This window comes from Kitasatospora sp. NPDC088783 (assembly GCF_044750705.1).
Lineage (GTDB): Bacteria > Actinomycetota > Actinomycetes > Streptomycetales > Streptomycetaceae > Kitasatospora > Kitasatospora fiedleri.
Genome location: NZ_JBIVKJ010000012.1, coordinates 30,625 through 46,380, shown reverse-complemented (window position 1 = coordinate 46,380; position 15,756 = coordinate 30,625). Strand labels below are relative to the sequence as shown.

16 protein-coding genes are annotated in these 15,756 nt (G+C 72.9%); 5 read left to right on the top strand and 11 right to left on the bottom strand.

Annotation, left to right across the window (positions count from 1 at the left end; all coding sequences use genetic code 11):
• Positions 1–25 precede the first annotated feature (25 nt).
• The 7 genes from ACIP60_RS28395 to ACIP60_RS28365 form a co-directional block, all read right to left on the bottom strand.
• Positions 26–748: a leucine-rich repeat domain-containing protein gene (locus ACIP60_RS28395; protein ID WP_400689404.1), complete on the bottom strand. Its 723-nt coding sequence runs from the start codon at positions 746–748 to the stop codon at positions 26–28.
• Complete coding sequence (locus tag ACIP60_RS28390) at positions 745–1,257, bottom strand: GNAT family N-acetyltransferase (protein WP_400689401.1); 513 nt, start codon at positions 1,255–1,257, stop codon at positions 745–747. Before ACIP60_RS28390 ends, ACIP60_RS28395 begins: the two co-directional genes overlap by 4 nt.
• Before the next feature lie 1,022 nt (positions 1,258–2,279).
• Complete coding sequence (locus tag ACIP60_RS28385; protein ID WP_400689398.1) at positions 2,280–3,704, bottom strand: tyrosine-type recombinase/integrase; 1,425 nt, start codon at positions 3,702–3,704, stop codon at positions 2,280–2,282.
• Between the two features lie 151 nt (positions 3,705–3,855).
• Positions 3,856–4,146 carry a hypothetical protein gene (locus ACIP60_RS28380; RefSeq protein WP_400689396.1) on the bottom strand — a complete coding sequence of 97 codons (291 nt, stop codon included), beginning with the start codon at positions 4,144–4,146 and terminating at the stop codon, positions 3,856–3,858.
• A gap of 506 nt (positions 4,147–4,652) precedes the next feature.
• Positions 4,653–4,985 (bottom strand): helix-turn-helix domain-containing protein, encoded by a 333-nt coding sequence (locus ACIP60_RS28375; protein WP_400689393.1) that lies wholly within the window; start codon positions 4,983–4,985, stop codon positions 4,653–4,655.
• Positions 4,986–4,989: 4 nt separating this feature from the next.
• Entirely contained in the window at positions 4,990–5,646 is a 657-nt protein-coding gene (locus ACIP60_RS28370; protein ID WP_400689391.1) for a tyrosine-type recombinase/integrase, read from the bottom strand.
• Positions 5,643–6,152, bottom strand: coding sequence for a hypothetical protein (locus tag ACIP60_RS28365; RefSeq protein ID WP_400689388.1), 510 nt, complete (start codon positions 6,150–6,152; stop codon positions 5,643–5,645). Before ACIP60_RS28365 ends, ACIP60_RS28370 begins: the two co-directional genes overlap by 4 nt.
• A gap of 307 nt (positions 6,153–6,459) precedes the next feature.
• On the opposite strand from ACIP60_RS28365, the gene ACIP60_RS28360 reads away from it, so the two are divergent.
• Complete coding sequence (locus tag ACIP60_RS28360; RefSeq protein WP_400689385.1) at positions 6,460–7,086, top strand: C39 family peptidase; 627 nt, start codon at positions 6,460–6,462, stop codon at positions 7,084–7,086.
• Positions 7,087–7,205: 119 nt separating this feature from the next.
• Here the strand turns inward: ACIP60_RS28360 and ACIP60_RS28355 are convergent, their stop codons facing one another.
• A complete protein-coding gene (locus ACIP60_RS28355) occupies positions 7,206–8,060 on the bottom strand; it encodes a hypothetical protein (RefSeq protein ID WP_400689382.1) in 855 nt (284 codons plus the stop codon).
• A 309-nt stretch (positions 8,061–8,369) separates the two neighbouring features.
• Between ACIP60_RS28355 and rpe the strand changes: the two genes are divergently transcribed.
• Positions 8,370–9,053: a ribulose-phosphate 3-epimerase gene (gene rpe, locus ACIP60_RS28350; RefSeq protein WP_100835229.1), complete on the top strand. Its 684-nt coding sequence runs from the start codon at positions 8,370–8,372 to the stop codon at positions 9,051–9,053.
• Between the two features lie 153 nt (positions 9,054–9,206).
• Positions 9,207–10,166: a pirin family protein gene (locus ACIP60_RS28345; RefSeq protein WP_400689378.1), complete on the top strand. Its 960-nt coding sequence runs from the start codon at positions 9,207–9,209 to the stop codon at positions 10,164–10,166.
• Positions 10,167–10,224: 58 nt separating this feature from the next.
• Here the strand turns inward: ACIP60_RS28345 and ACIP60_RS28340 are convergent, their stop codons facing one another.
• Positions 10,225–10,821 (bottom strand): O-methyltransferase, encoded by a 597-nt coding sequence (locus ACIP60_RS28340; RefSeq protein ID WP_400689375.1) that lies wholly within the window; start codon positions 10,819–10,821, stop codon positions 10,225–10,227.
• Positions 10,822–11,024: 203 nt separating this feature from the next.
• Here ACIP60_RS28340 and ACIP60_RS28335 point away from each other — a divergent pair, with 203 nt between their 5' ends.
• Positions 11,025–12,059: a patatin family protein gene (locus tag ACIP60_RS28335; RefSeq protein WP_400689372.1), complete on the top strand. Its 1,035-nt coding sequence runs from the start codon at positions 11,025–11,027 to the stop codon at positions 12,057–12,059.
• A gap of 273 nt (positions 12,060–12,332) precedes the next feature.
• On the opposite strand, the gene ACIP60_RS28330 is transcribed toward ACIP60_RS28335, so the two are convergent.
• Together ACIP60_RS28330 and ACIP60_RS28325 are read right to left on the bottom strand one after the other, a co-directional pair.
• Complete coding sequence (locus ACIP60_RS28330) at positions 12,333–12,857, bottom strand: hypothetical protein (protein WP_400689370.1); 525 nt, start codon at positions 12,855–12,857, stop codon at positions 12,333–12,335.
• A 277-nt stretch (positions 12,858–13,134) separates the two neighbouring features.
• Positions 13,135–14,778 carry a hypothetical protein gene (locus ACIP60_RS28325; protein WP_400689367.1) on the bottom strand — a complete coding sequence of 548 codons (1,644 nt, stop codon included), beginning with the start codon at positions 14,776–14,778 and terminating at the stop codon, positions 13,135–13,137.
• Positions 14,779–14,915: 137 nt separating this feature from the next.
• On the opposite strand from ACIP60_RS28325, the gene ACIP60_RS28320 reads away from it, so the two are divergent.
• Complete coding sequence (locus tag ACIP60_RS28320) at positions 14,916–15,728, top strand: DUF6348 family protein (protein ID WP_400689364.1); 813 nt, start codon at positions 14,916–14,918, stop codon at positions 15,726–15,728.
• The last annotated feature ends 28 nt before the right edge of the window (positions 15,729–15,756 follow it).

Below are 15,756 nucleotides of genomic sequence, written 5' to 3'. Positions count from 1 at the left end.
CGTCCGCCCGTTCGTCCGGGTCGGGTCAGAAGTACACGGCGCAGCCGCGCCGTTCGAGGGCGTCGACCAGGTGCGGGGCGGGCGGGTGCGGGGTCCAGCGCAGGTCGAGCTTCTCCAGTGCGGGGAGTTCGGCCAGCCAGGACGGGACCTGCGTCAACGGGTTGCCGCGCAGGTCGAGTTCGCGCAGCAGCGGGAGTCCGGCCAGCGCGGGCGGCAGGGCGGTGAGCCGGTTGTCGCGCAGTTCCAGGCAGCGCAGCTCGCGCAGCCCGGAGAGCGCGGCGGGCAGTGCCGTCAGGCGGTTGCCGCGCAGGCGCAGTTCGCGCAGCCGGGACAGCGCGCCGAGGGCTGCCGGGAGGGCGGTCAACCGGCAGTTCTGCGCGCGCAGTTCGATGAGCCGGACCAAGTCGCCGATGCTGTCCGGGAGTTCGGTGAGCGGGTTGTCGCCGACGTTGAGGTAGCGCAGCCGGTGCAGGCGTCCGAGGGCGGCCGGCAGCGCGGTGAGCCGGTTGTCGTGCAGGTAGAGGAAGCCGGACAGGCCGGTGAGGGCGCCGATCCGGTCGGGGACGGCGGTGAGCGCGTTGTGCCCCAGGTCGAGGGTCCGCAGGCGGGTGAACTCGCCGATGGTGTCCGGGAGTTCGGTCAGCTCGTTGTCCGCGAGGATCAGCACCTCGGCGTCCGTGCGGGCCCACACCCCGTCCGGTACGGCGCGCAGGCCCGCCCGCCACAGGTTCACCACCGGGCCGGTCACAGGGCCTTCTCCAGCCAGTGCGCGGCGTACGGGTTGGTGTTGTACGGCGGGATGTCCGCGTAGCCGGCGGCCGTGTACAGCGCGCGGGCCTCGGCGAATTCGGCCATGGTGTCCAGCCGCAGCCGGGTGCGGCCCAGCGCGCGGGCGGCGTCCTCGGCGGCGGCCAGCAGGGCGCGGCCCAGGCCGTGCCCGCGGGCGGACGGGCGGACGTACAGCCGTTTCAGCTCGGCGCTGCCGGGGGCACCGGAGACGGTGGGGGCGCCGGGGTCGGCGGGGTCGGCGGCCAGGGTCCGGACGCCCGCGCACCCCGCCGGGCGGCCGTCCAGCCGGGCGAGCAGGAACACGCCGCCGCGCGGCGCGGTGAGTTCGAGGTCCGCCGGGGCCTCCTCGGCGGGCAGCGCTCCGACGGGCGGGGGTCCGCTCCAGCGGCGGCGTACCTCGGCCTGGTACTCGGTCAGCAGCAGGCGGGCGTCGGGGGAGTCGACGGGTTCGGGGCGGATCTCGGCCACGGCGGTTCCGTTCGGGGGCGGGGGCGGGGGCGGGGTAGGACGGCGGGGGCGGGTGGGCGCGAGGAGGGACGGTACTGCCGAAAATCCGACCAGTTCGCTGAATCCCGGATGGCTGAGACGGCGAACCCGCTGGCCTTGGCGGCAGCAACCGCCAGTTGTCAGCGGGTTCGCTCGGTACTCGAGGATCTGGCGCCCGCAGAAGACATTCGTAGGGGTGGTTGCCAACCATTCCAGTTCGGTGTGTGGCCAGGCGAGGGCCAGTGCTCTGAATGGCCTGGGTAGGTCCACTGACAGCCCACCCACTCGCATTCCGGGATCGCGCCTTCCCAGTCGTCGGTGCACCGGTCGGCCCAGGCCCGACCTACCATGACTGGCCGGGTCACCGCGTCGCCGCCAGCCACCTCCTGGACCCGCACGACCAGACCGAGCCCGTTGGCTCCGGGGTTCCCTCGCGGACCGTAGGACACATTGATCACCCCGCAGTCATGAGCGTGCGCGAGGAACCGCTCCAGGTCAGCTGGAACGCAGGCGGTCAACTCCCTTCCCCAAAGCGTCACCTGGGGTCCGTGGACCGCGTCGACCCCGACGCAGAAGAGCTGACCGCCGACGAAGTAGGCGTATACGGCCGGCTCTGCGGGGCCCGTGCCGAACTCCACGCCCAGGGTCTCCGGAAACGATGGGTCAGCCTGGAACCGACGCACCTCGGTCATGCCCAGCAGTACTGCTGCGACCTCCGTGACGCTCATGCCGAAGCACAACGGCCCGACGCCTTCCAGAGGCATCAGTTCCCAGTCCGTCGGCTCCGTGACAGCACTCCGAGGCTCTGCTTCCGCCATCTGCTCACCCGTCCCTGCTCGCACCGGCCACCTCGATCCCCGGCGCTCGACATCACCGTGGCATTACAGCAGGCGCAAGATCGTTCGGGGAACAGCGGGCAGAGCCAAGTTCAGGCAGCCTCATCAGTCCATGGCGAGGACAGGGTCCGAAGCTGCCACAGCCTCGGCTCAGTGCGGGTGTACAGCTCATGGCGCGATGGGGTCGGGACGGAACTGGGCGGGGTGAGCGGCGAGAAGGTGGTGCATCGCGGTATTCGGCGCGATGCCGAAAACTCTGATGAGGTGGATCGGGTCGGCGGTGTGCTTGGCCTCGTCAAGGATCCGGTCGGCCCGCAGGGCAGATGCCCGCACGCCAATTGCCATGAACGGCTTCTTAGTTGACAGGCCCGACAGCGCGGCGTTGCTGTCGTTCACGGCGGTCTGGCGACTGAGCAAGAGGTGAGGGTTGGTCGTGGAGGGCCATCGGGTGGATCGCTCGGCGAGCCACGTTCTCAGCAGGTCCCAGGTGAGTTCGTCAAGGTAGACGGTGTGGTCGAGGCATCCAGGTCGGCGGATCGTCAACCGGCCACGAGTCAGGTCGATGTCCGTGAGGAGAAGGTGGCGGACTTCGAATCGGGTCAGGGCGTGAACGGCGACGAGCCCGACCGTCAGGCGGTCCCGAGCTGTGTGAGCCTGGCCGAGCAACCCTCGTAACTGGTCGGTTGCGAGCGGGCGGGGCAGGGTCTTGGGGCCTGGAAGGCTCACTGCCCGGGCTGGGTCCCGGAAGACCAGGCGCTCGCGCTTGAGCGCGCGGAACATGGACCTCAGCGAGCACAAGGTGGCCCGCGTGTTCGCGCCGCGTTGGGCGGAGACTGCCCGGTCGATGTCGCTGCTGGTGATCGCGCGCGGGTCCTCGAGGCCGACGCTCGCCCAGTCCGACAGGACAGGATGGGCACGGCTGACGTAGGCGTGGATGGTTCTGTCCTTCAACGCTCGGCTGGGTCGCGTGCCGACGCCGGCCATGACGCGGATCCAGGTGTGCACGGCCGTCGCGAAAGCGCTGGGCAGCGCGTCGGCGAGTTCGCGCGCCCGTCGGACATCAGCGCTGTCAAGGTTCAGGGGCTCCAGCAGACCGAGTTGCTGCAGATAGTGAGGCAGCCGGGCATGGTGATGGCTGTCGCTCAGGGCAGCGACCGCCCGGATGTCCGCTTCGAGCAGTGGAACTTCGACGCCGAGGCGGCCGACCACAATCCGAAGGGTGCGGAAGCTGGAGGCGACCTGATTGGGGTCGGCTCCTAGGGACCGCAGGTGACTGGTGAACTCGGCGACCACCTGCATCGCGTTCTCGGTCAGCGCCGGTTGCCGTGTCTCGTCCAGGCGAGTCCAGTCGCGTTCCGGGCAGCGGAACAGCCCCTCCTGCCTGGGGTCGATCAAGTGCTCGGACACCTCGCGCGGCGGCCGGGCAACCTCGCGGACGACCTTCGCCTTGGCCTCGAATCGGCCGCGCACCCCGACGTTCGTTCCCTTGTGCTTCACGGTCCGTAAGAGCAGAGCGAACTCGCCGCTGAACCAGAGCTGGTCGCCGCCGACCAGTCCTGCGCCACTGAGGTCGGAGGCGGTCTCGACCATCACCAAGCGGCACCGCCGGCAGTGTCCGGCCGAGGTCGGCAGCTCACGGCAACACCGTACGCATACGCTCACTGGGAAGCGGTGCGGCTTCCGTTCCCAGTGGTGGCAGCCTGCGCAGACGCGCCGCACGACACCGTTCCAGGCGAGGCAGTGTTCACAGCTTCCCCGTGTGAAGGCCGAGGCCGGCACGAGGCGCGGGCGGGCTGGCCCGCAACAGGCCAGCACGCTTGAGCGCCTCGGCGATCGTCGGATGCATCTTCGGAAGGTCGGCGAGCATCTCCGCGCCCACCCTGCGTTCGCCGGGTTCGCGGGACGCCGGAGCGAGCCGTGCTCCTTGCCACGTGTCGTAGAACCACCCTGCCGAGTTGACTCCGCGCTGGTGGCCAATGATCCGCAACTGATCCAGGACCAGAGGGAGGTCCTCAATCTCGCGGTCGCGGATCATCCCACCGTGCTGGGAGGAGAACCGTCGTCCGTAGTCCCTGAACAAGGCAAGCTGGCCCGGGATTTGAGGTGGGCATACGTCCTCGTCATCGCGCTGGCCCTTGGCCGGCATCGGCCTGGCCAAGGGGCAGATCCTCCACGGCCTGGTCAAGGGACGCTCGTGGTCACGGAGAGGCGAAGCCCGTGGCAACGCCACCTCCGGCAACCTGAGAACGAACTGCCGGGGCCTGCCGCCGGTCGGGTCGCCCGCATGATCTCCGAACGCAGCCATGCCTCGTTCTCACCGAAGCGCACAGCCAGCAGGCACGACCGGCACGTGCCGTCCGGTCCGACAATCTCCGGCCATCCGCAGCGCCGACAGTCTGCCTCCCTGCGCTTGCGGCCTCCGCTCCTCGCCAGGGCCCGAACCACAGCACACTCCCGGCACAGACCGCCCTTGGTCACCTCCCCCCGGCACGCGCAGGTTGCACAGCTTCCCGCCACGGCGCTCATCGTCCACATGATCGCTCAGTTCGGAGGCATCGATCGGCGACCACCAGCCGGCCGCGGCAACGGCCGCACCGCTCCCGAGGTTGCATCACCGCCGACGGCCTGCCGCGACGCATCCTCCGGCACCGCCGCGGCCACCGCCTCAGCCTCCATGAGGTCCGCGACCGTACAACCGAGGGCCGTGCAGATCATGTCCAGATCGTCCAACCGCACGGTGATCGGCTTGCCCGACCACAGAGCAGCGACCTTGCTCAAGGACGGGGTGAACCCCACCTCCTCGAACGCGACCAGCAACTGACTCGGTCGCCAGATGTCTCGCCGGGCCGCCACCCACCGCAGATTCCACTTCAACCTCTCAACCCTCCTGGCTCAGCCGCCGGATGGCGCGCCGCGACGACTCCAAGCTCGACCGCTCGGGGTCCCTCCTGACGGTCGCGAGACAGCCAACCGTCGTGGAGGCCCAGACGTGGCCCAATAGGACCTGCACATCCCACAACGGCATCCCTGCCTCGTAGTTGTGGGTGGCGCACGCGTGGCGCAAGAGGTGGGGGAACAGAACCGGCACCGGACTCGACAGGTGCTCCAGGGGGGCGCTCTTCAAGGCCCGGCGGAACGTGTCCGCGACCGTTGCCGGCGCGAGCGGCAGGTTCAGCGACGCGAGTGCGCCGGGGAGCCGCTCGGACGGAAACAGCGGAGCCAGGGGGCTGCTCGCGTCGTCCCGGAACTCTCCACGAATCTCTTCGACGTACCACCACAGCAGGGCCCTTCCCTCGGCGAACATGTACGCCTCGCGTTGCCGCGGCCCTGAGCCTCGAGCCCCCTTGCCCTGCACCAGGAACCGGCCCCACTGCCCGTTCTCCCAGTGCACATCTCCCAACCTGACCGCACACAACTCAGCTGCCCGCACCCCCGAGAGGTAGGCGAGCTTGGCCATGACATAGTTCCGTGCCGCCACCGGGTACTTCCTCGACCCTGGTAGCGCCTCGCGCCAGGAGGCGAAGAAGTCCTTCATCGCCCGGGCGGACGGCGGGATCCGAAGCCCGAAGTCGCCACGGTGTCGTGGCCGATCGAACGCGTCCACCGGAGACTCGACCACAGCTCCGAACCGTCGAGGATCTCGCCCGCGTACCGCTGTTCCAGGAAGGCGAAGTATCCGTCGATCTTCGTCATCTTCGCCCTGATCGTGGAGTGCCCGCGCTTCCCAACTCCGGCGAAGTGCTGATCGACTTCCCGAGGCCCCAATCGCCACGGCACGACACCGTAGAACGCGCAGATCTCCATGACCGGCTGGACCAGCGCGTGCAGCGTCGCCGGAGCGAGCCCGGCGACGTCACGAGCCCAGCAGTACTCCGCCAGGGTGTCCTGGTACAGGGCGCGCTCGTCCTCCGGCGACGACGTCTCCGCGGCTCGCCGTTGCAAGGTAACTACATCTGCCAGGCCGGGCTCTCCCCGCCCAGCCTGACCTTCCTGACCGGTGCCGCTGGTGATCAGCGAGAACCGGCGACTCCCGGAATCCACCACAAGCATGCAAGTTGCGGCTGTTTCTCCAGGAATCTGCGAGCAAGTGCCGAAATCTCACACGAACGAGTGGACCCAGTCCACAAGCCACTGACCAGGTCAGAAGCCGTGCAACGCCCAGCCACCCTCGCCCCGGAACCCGTCGGAACTCCAGTTAACGGCGGGCGGGCGATCACGCGGACGGCGGTGGCCACCGCGTCCTCCGGGCCGCGCGGTGCGGTTCCTCCCGCTGCCGGTGGGGTGGCGGTTCCCGGTGTCGCGGACGGCGCTCCGGGGGACGGGGGTGGAAGTGCGCCAGGATGACCGGGTGAAGCCGATCAGCCATCAGGTCCCCTACTACTCCCAGTGGGAGTCGCCCGAACTCGTGCCCGACATCCTGGACGGCACGCTGCGGGCCGCCGACGACCCGTTGTGGGAGCGCTCCGGCGCCGCCGACGAGGACGAGTACGAGTACTGGTCTTGGCGGCTGTGCGGGATGGCCTGCCTGCGGATGGCGCTCGACCACTGGTGGGGCGTCGCCCCGGCGGCCGTCCCGCTCGCCGAGGAGTGCCAACGGGCCGGGGCGTACGTCCGGCACCCCGACGGGCGGCTCGACGGCCTGATCCACGCCCCGTTCGCCGCGTACGCCCGCACCCGCTGGGGCCTGCACGCCGAGGCGGTCGACCCGCTGCCCGCCGACCGGATCGCCGCCGAACTCGCCGCGGGCCGGCTCCCGGTGCTCTCCGTCCACCCCGCCATCCGCACCCTCGCCCCCGAAGTGCCGCGCACCGGCGGGCACCTGGTGCTCGCGGTCGGCGCCGACGACGAGGCGCTGCGGATCCACAACCCGTCCGGCTTCCCCGACGGCTCGCAGCGCGCCGCCCGGGTCCCCTGGGGCGACCTGGAGCGGTTCTACTCCGGCCGCGCCATCGTCCTCGGCCCGCCCCCGTACTGACCGGCCGGCCGGGCTCCGGGGGAGGTCCTGCTGATGCGGACGGCGGGTGGCGGGCGATGGGCGGCGTCCGGTGCGGCTGAACCCCGGCCGGGCGGCCGGGGTGGGCGATCCGCTCGGCGTCAGGCCGCGTTGGGCAGGCCGATCGGGGTGGTCGGGGGCAGGTCGGCGCGGCAGGCGGCGGAGATCGGGCGCAGCGCGGTGAGGAGTTCGTCCAGCTCGGAGCGGTGGAAGTGCGTCCAGACCCGGGAGGCGGCCAGGTCGGTGGCGGCCTCCAGGGCCAGGTGGCGGCGGCGGCCCTCGGGGGTCAGCGAGCCGTCCGGGGCCAGCCAGTGGCGGTCGGTCAGACGGGCGGTGGCCTCGTCCCACTCGGTGTCGCTCCAGCCTCGGTGCGGCTGGAGCGTCTCGCGGCGGGTGTCCAGCGCGCAGCGGACCACCAGCGCCTCGCAGCCGTCGAGGCCCTCGGTGACCAGGGCGGCGACGTGGCCGTCGCCCCGGTGCTCGCGCAGCACGGTGGTGGCCTGCCACAGTCGGGCCAGGCGGCCCTCCGGGCGGGGGAGGTCGGCGTTCGCGGCGGCCAGCACGCGCCCACAACAGTCCAGGCCCTCGACGGCCCGTTCCAGCAGCTCCACCGAACGGTCGATCAGATCCGGCTTCACGTCCGCCAGGACGCGCCGCAGCGCGCCCGTCACCCCCTCCACCCGGGCCTCCAGCGCCTGCTCCGGGCTCGCCAGCGTCCACACCTCCGGCAGCGCCCGTTCGACCATCTGCGGCGCGAAGTTGAAGAACGCGGCCACCACCGGCGCCGCGTCCACCGCGCCCAGCGGCGCCGAGCGGCCGCCGAAGTAACCGCGCCAGTAACCGCGCAGCCCGGCCGCTTCGTACGCGGCGCGGGCCTCGGGGGAGAAGTAGGTGAGGGCGTGGACGGGTTCGAACAGCCACCAGAGAGCACGTGCGGGGTGGACGACCTGGGTCATCGGACGCCTTTCGTGAGGGGCGAGCAGCGTTGGGTCCGCCTGCTGTGGAGCCTGCCAGAGCGGGCCGACACCGGGAAGGGGAAGTGTTTCGGCAGTGTGAACACTTCGGGGGTGCGCCTCCGCGACGTGCGGGCGCTCCGAGACGGGGCCCGCCGCCCGGCCCGCTGCCCGGTCCGCTGCCCGATCTGCCGCCCGGCCCGCCGCCCGGCTCGCTGCCCGGCCACCTGCCGGGCCGTCCGGCGGACGGGGGATGATGGTCGGGGGCGGTCGCCCGGGCCGCCCGCACCGAGTCGTGAAGGTACCCTCGCCATGGCGCAGATCAACCCCAGCATCCTCTCCGCGGACTTCGCCCGCCTCGCCGACGAGGCCGAGGCGGTGCGCGGCGCGGACTGGCTGCACGTCGACGTGATGGACAACCACTTCGTCCCCAACCTCACGCTGGGCGTGCCGATCGTCGAGTCGCTGGCCCGCGCCACCGACACCCCCCTCGACTGCCACCTGATGATCGAACAGCCCGACCGCTGGGCCCCGCAGTACGTCGAGGCCGGCGCCGGCTCCGTCACCTTCCACGTCGAGGCCGCCGCCGCCCCCGTCCGGCTCGCCCGGGAGATCCGCGCCAAGGGCGCCCGCGCCTCGATGGCGCTGCGCCCCGCCACCCCGATCGAGCCGTACGAGGACCTGCTGCCCGAGCTGGACATGGTGCTGATCATGACGGTGGAGCCCGGCTTCGGCGGCCAGGCGTTCCTCGACATCATGCTCCCCAAGATCCGCCGCACCCGGCAGCTGATCGACAAGCACGGCCTCGACCTGTGGCTCCAGGTCGACGGCGGGGTCGCCCCCGCCACCATCGAGGCCTGCGCCGAGGCCGGGGCCGACGTGTTCGTGGCCGGTTCGGCGGTCTACGGCGCGGCCGACCCGGCGGAGGCGGTCCGCGCGCTGCGCGCCCAGGCGGAGGCGGCGAGCGCCGAGGCCTGGTGGGCCTGCAAGCACTGAGGCCGCCTCGTCGGCTGACGGGGGGTGCGTCCGCGTCCGCGTCTGCGTGTGGGGGCGGGGCGGGGACGGGAGCGGGTGCGTTCGCGGGATTCGTCCGGACACGGGGGTGCGCGCGGCCGGAGGCGGCCGGCGGTCCGGTCGATACTGGCGGCCATGAGCAACCTCGACCGGAAATCCGCCCCGGCCGTCTGCGGACGCCAGGCCGCCACCGGCCCCGTCAAGGACCTGCTGACCGGGCGGCGCGTCCCGCTCGGCGAGTCCACCGTGGTCCGGCGGCTGCTGCCCAACCTCGGCCGCCGGATGGTCGGCGCCTGGTGCTTCGTCGACCACTACGGCCCCGACGACATCGCCGACGAGCCCGGCATGCAGGTGCCGCCGCACCCCCACACGGGCCTGCAGACCGTCAGCTGGCTGCACGAGGGCAGCGTGCTGCACCGGGACAGCCTCGGCAGCGTGCAGACCGTCCGCCCGCGCGAACTCGGCCTGATGACCTCCGGCCGGGCCATCTCGCACTCCGAGCAGTCCCCGCGCGAGCACGCGCCGCTGCTGCACGGCGCCCAGCTCTGGGTCGCCCTCCCCGACGCCCACCGGCACACCGCGCCCGCCTTCGAACACCACCCCGAGCTGCCCGTCGTCACCGCCGGCGGCCTGCACGCCGACCTCATCCTCGGCACCCTCGACGGGGCCACCTCCCCCGGCACCACCCATACCGCCCTCACCGGCGCCGACCTCACCCTCCGCGAGGGCGCCGCCCACCGCCTCCCGCTCGAACCCGGCTTCGAGTACGCCGTCCTCGCCATGACCGGCAGCACCGACGTCGACGGCGTCCCGGTCGAACCAGGCTCCCTCCTCTACCTCGGCTGCGGCCGCCGCGAACTCCCGCTGCGCGCCCGCACCGACGCCGCCCTGCTGCTGCTCGGCGGCGAACCCTTCGAGGAACGCCTCGTCATGTGGTGGAACTTCGTCGGCCGCACGCACGAGGAGATCGCGGCGGCCCGCGCCGACTGGGAGACCGGCACCCGCTTCGGCCGGGTCCACGGCTACGACGGCGAACGGCTGCACGCCCCGCCACTGCCGCCGCTGCCGCTGAAGCCGCGGGGACGCGAGCGCTGAGCGGACCCGGGCATTGACCGGACCCGGGCATTGACCGGACCCGAGAGCCGAGCGGACGTCAGGGGCGGCGGGTGGCCAGCAGGGTGGACAGGTCGGGGGCGAGGCGGACCTCGGTGGTGAGCAGGGCCGGGTGGTCGTACCAGACGGTGCGGCCGGTGTCGGGCGCGCCCCGGTGGGTCGGTGGCCAGCCGGTGAGCGGGGTGAGGTCGTCGACCACCAGGGTGCCGCCGGGGGTGAGCAGGCGTTCCGGGTCGGCGGGCGCGGACTGCTTGCCGTTGCCGCCGCCGTCCAGGGCCAGCAGGTCGAACGGGCCGTGCGGGTGGATCCGCGTCCAGTCGCCGTGCAGCACCTCCAGGTCGGGCACGTCGGCGAACAACTCCCTTACCGCGGCCACGCGTTCGGCCTCCCGCTCGATGCTCACCACCCGGACGCCCGGCCGCCGCCCGGCGAGCAGCCAGCCCAGGCCGACGCCGCACCCGGTCCCGGTCTCGCCGATCCGGCCGGTCGCGCCCGCGGCGAGGGCCTGTAGCAGCCGCCCGTGCTCCGGCCGGCAGGACCGGGTGAACCCCAGCCGGTCCGCCAACTCGACGGCCCGGGCGACGGGTTCGGGCAGCGCGGCGGTGGCGGAGCGGGCGGAGGTGCCGAAGGATGACATGGCGTCACACTAGTCTGGCGCAGGGTGACGGGCCGGGGAGAGCGGGTGGGGGACGGCGGTGGTGGCGTGGCAGGGCGGTGCGCCCGGGTTCGTGTGCGACACTTCTCGGCGTTCCGGACGTCGGGGCCGCGGCGCTCGGCGGGACGTCCGGGCGGGCGGGGCGCGGGTGTCGGTACGGGAGTGCGGGAGTAGGGGAGTACGGCGTGGATCAGCAGGACGGGTTCGGGATCGCGGACACCGCGGACGCCACGGATGCCACGGGCGCGCGGGGCCGGGTCCTGGCCGCCCTCGCCGAGCGGTGGCGCACCGGCAGCCGTCCCGGCGGGCGGACCGACGGGCTGCGGATCGCGCTCGCCGTCGAGGGCGGCGGCATGCGCGGCATCATCTCCGGCGGCATGGCCCTGGCCCTCCACGAGGCCGGTCTCACCGGGGTGTTCGACGCCGTCTACGGAGCCTCCGCCGGGGCGCTGACCGGCGCCTGGCTGCTCAGCAGCGACCCCGGGCAGCTCGCGGGCTGGGCCGACGCGGAGTACGCCCGGGCGATGGTCCGGCCCGGCAACGTGCTGCGCGGCCGTCCCGTCGTCGACCTGCACAACCTGGTCGAGCACCTCTACGCGCACGTGGCCCGGATGGACTTCGACGCGATCCTCGCCAACCCCACCACCCTGCACCCGATCGCCACCCACACCGGCACCGGCGTCGCCACCGACCTCCACCCCCTGCTCACCGACCCGGCCCGGCTCCGCCTCGCCCTGCGGGCCAGCGCCGCCCTCCCGCTGCTCGCCGGACCGCCGGTGGAACTCGACGGCAGCCGCTACTACGACGCCGGGCTGGCCGAGTCCATCCCGTTCCGCACCGCGCTCGCCCAGGGCGCCACGCACGTCCTGGTGTTGCGCTCGCGGGGCCCGGTCCCGGCGACGGCGGCGACGGCTGCGGCGGCTGCGGTGGCGGCCGGGCCCTCGCGCGGCTCCCGGATGGTCGCCCGGACGGTGCTGCGCCGCTATCCCGCGCCGCTGCGCGACTCCTACCTGGGGCGGGCCGAACGGCTGCTCGCCGACGAGGAGTTGCTCGGCCGCCACGACCTCGCCCCGCCCGCCGACGGCCCCGCCGTGCTCTCCGTCCGCCCCGGGCCGGAGGCCCCGAAGGTCGGACGGCTGACCCGGGACCCGGCGCTGCTGCGGGCCGCGATGGACGCCGGGCGGGCGGCGATGGACGAGCTGATCGTCCGGCTGTCCTGAGCCGCGCCGCAGTTGGGGCGGAGTGGGGCGGAGGTCGGGCGGTGGTGGGCGGTGGTGGGGCTGTGCAGGATGGGGCCGTGCTGTGCGTTGCGCCGCCGCCGTCTCGCGGGGCTGCTGTCGCTGTCGCTGTCGCCGCGCCGTCTCGCTGCTGGCAGGATCGGCCGGGCGGGGATGGAGGGGCTGATCGTCCGGCTGTCCTGAGCCGCGCTACGGTCGGGCCGTCGTCGGGCCGTGCCGCGCGTCGCCGCTGCCGCCGTCCCGCTGCTGCCGGGGTCAGCCGGCCCGGCGGAGCAGGATGCCGCGGCTGCCCGGGGCGAGGGTGCGGTGGGTGGGGCGCGGGGCGGCCAGGTCGATCTCCTCCACCAGCAGCCAGCCCTGTTGGGCGGAGAGCCACGGGCGGAGTCGGCCGTCCAGGGCGGGCGGGGCGAGGGCGACGAACAGCAGGTCGGTGGGGAGGGCGTGAAGCAGTTCCAGGTCCTGGCCGGCGTGCAGGGTGTCGATCAGCAGGACCGCGCCGAAGCGGCGGCGTACCGGTGGCGGGGCCGCCAGGTCGGCCCCGCTGAGCCGTAGTCGGGCCCGTCCGCGCAGTCGGTCCCAGAGTCGGGCCCGCAGGGCGGGGTCCGGTTCGGCGGCGTGCACGGTGTACCCGGCCCGCAGCAGCCGTCCGGTCAGCGCGCCGTCGCCGGCGCCGAGTTCGGCCAGCGCTCCGCTGCCCGGCGGCCGGTGGCGGGCGACCCAGGCGGCGGTGGCGTCCAGCCGTTCGGCCTCGTACTCGGAGGCCACCAGTGTCTCGGCCACGGTCACGTCCTGTCCCAGGGTTCCGAACGGCCGCGCGTGCGAACCGCTACGACCCTAGCCATCTGTTTCGTTCGTGGTCCATACCACCACGGTGAAAAGTTTACGGTTCACGGTCAATTCACAGACTGGGCGGATGCGTTGCGGGCCGCGGACCGCAGGTGGCGCCGGGGGCGGCCGAGGTCGGCCGGGGTCGGCCGGGGGGGGGAGAGAAGGGCGGAGCCCCGGCAGGCCCTGGTGGGGGCGCTGGCGGGGCTCCTGGGCCGTGGACCGGCCGGGGTCAGTGCAGGTCGTCGAGGTCGCCGAGCTCCTCGAGGTCGAGCTCGAAGTCGTCGTCGTAGCGGTCGTCGCGCTCGGACTCGGGCTTGCGCTGCGGGGTGACGCGGCCCAACTGGAGGTTGGGGTACATGGCGGCGCTGAGCTCGTCGGCGATGATGCCGTCGGGGGAGGCGGTGTTCTCGGGGTCGCCCTCGGCGGTGCGGTTGGTGCGGCGCTGGGAGGCGCCGCGGATGCCGGAGCCGCCGACCGGGCCGTAGCCGCCGTGGCCCATGGCCGCCATGCCCATCATGCCGCCCGGCGGGACGCCGCGGCCGACGGAGTTGGTGGCGGTGGAGGGGGAGGAGCCGGAACCCGAGCCGGAGCCGGAACCGCCGCTGCCCTCACCGGACTTCTGGGTCTCGATCCGGGTGCCGCTGCTGCCCCGGCCGCTGTTGCCGAGGCTGCCGGCCGGCATCGAGAGCCGGGGGACGAAGGCGCCGCCGCCCTGACCGCCGGTGCCGCCGGTGCCCCCGCCCGCGCCGCTGCCGGAACCGGACCCGGAGCCGCCGGACGCGCCGCCGCCGTGGCCGCCGGAGACGAGCGGCTCCTTGAGGCCGAGCGTGTTGAGGCCCGAGCCGCCGCTCCTGCCGCCGGAGAGCCCGGAGCCGATCGGGCCGAGCTTGGGCATCAGGCCCGCGAACGCGGCGAGCCCCGCGTCGCCGCCGCCCAGGCGCGGACCGTTCAGCGCGGGGGACGCGCCGGCGGAGGCGCCGTTGGTGGCCGTCGCGTTGGGGCTGAGCGGGTTGGCCGCGAGCGAGGTGAGGCTGTTCAGCACCGTGCGGTTGCTGTCCTCGTTCTCGTTGAGGTTGCCCGCCATCTTGTCCATCTTGTCCGCGGTGTCGCGGAACGAGGCGAGGATGCGCTTGAGGACGTCCTCGGCGATGGTCTGCAGCACCTTCTCGGCGGCCTCGATCACCAGCTTGCCGAACTTGTCGCCGGAGTCGCCCATCTTCAGGCTCTGCACGATCCGCTTGAAGCTGGTGCCGTGCGTCTCGATGTCGTCCGCGCCGCGGCGCAGGTCGGCCGCGCACTGGGCGAGTTGGGCCAGGTCGATGGAGAAGCCCTGCCCGTTGGAGTTGTTGGACGGGGTGGGCACGATCTTCTGCGCGGCCTTCTCGATCATGTCCTCGATCGGCCGGGTGACGGTCTGGGCGAGCTTGCCGACCGCCGCCTCCAGCAGCTGGTTCATGATCTCGCGGCCCATCCGCAGCACCGCCGCCGCGCTCCACGGCCCGGTGGACGAGGCCGCCGCCAACTGGGCCTGGATGGAGAAAAGTTGGGTGATGGACTGGGTCTTGGCCAGCTCGACCACCACGGCTGCCGCGCGCAGCACCTTGGACACCGTCTGGCAGGTCTCGACGATCACCTTGGAGTACTTGGTGATGGTGCTCCACAGCTCGGAGAGCTTGTCCGCCGATTCGCCCTGGTAGACCTCGTGCAGCAGGGTGAGCGCCTTGTCCGCCGTCATCTGGGCGCCGTCCAGCGCTCCGGCGAACTTGTCCAACTGGTCGGCCAGTTGATTGAGCTCGTCCTCGTTGGCGGCCGGGAAACGCACGCCCAGCAGCCCGATGATGTGGTTGAGCCCCGATGGTAGTTCCACAGCCATTGCCGCCCCCAGCTGCTGCCCGCGGTAAGTCCCTGATCGCGCAGTGCGACGATACACACAGCGGACGACATCGACTACCTGACCCGGTCCCCACCCACACATTGTGAGCAAATCTGTACAACGTTACGGTGTGCGCCATGGCATGGGGATCATGGTGGCGCGGCCGGTCGGGCACCGGCCCGGACGCGTCCGGCAAGAGTACGGAACGACCGTCCGAGCAGGCGGTGTTGGGCGCGGTGGCGGACGAACTGTCCGCGCTGCACGGCGAGCGGTGGCGGGTCGAGGGCGAAGAGGTCCGCGGGCCGGGCGAGTTGGCGGTCCGGCTGGGCGCCGCGCCGGACGACGACCCGGACCGGCTGGAACTGGTGTTCCTGGCCGACCGGGACCGCCCGGAGACCGCCGTCCGGGACCGGGTGCCCCGGATCGACGGCGGCGACCAGGACCCGGTCCGCCGGGGCGTCGAGGCGTGGGCGTCCACCACGGGCGCCGCGCTGATCGAACTCGTCGCCCACAACGGCCGGTTCGCCGGCCACCTCGACCCCGCCGACCCGGACGGCCTGCCCGGCTGGCACGCCATCCACGGCGGCGTGGTCGGCTGGGGCACCGGCCGGCACTTCCACGACGTGCAGGACTGGCTGGTCCGCAACCCCGTGCTGCCCGCCCTCGCCCCGGCCCTGGGCGGGGACCTCGGCCGGGACCAACTCGTCGGCGTGCAGGTGCACTTCGGCGGTAGCGGTGGTAGCGGTGGAGGTGGTGGCGGCGCCGGGCAGTCCGCCGAGGTGTGGGTGCACGGTGAACCGCACGCCGCCGCGTCCGCGGCCCTCGCCGGGCTGGACTGGCCCCGGGTCACCGAGGGCGACGCCTACGCCCGGACCTTCGTCCTGCTGGTGCGCCGCGCCGGGACCAGGCCCCCGGCGGACGTCCGGCTCCGGGCGGCCGAGCGCAGGTAGCGCGGGTAGCGCAAGGCGCGGAGGACTC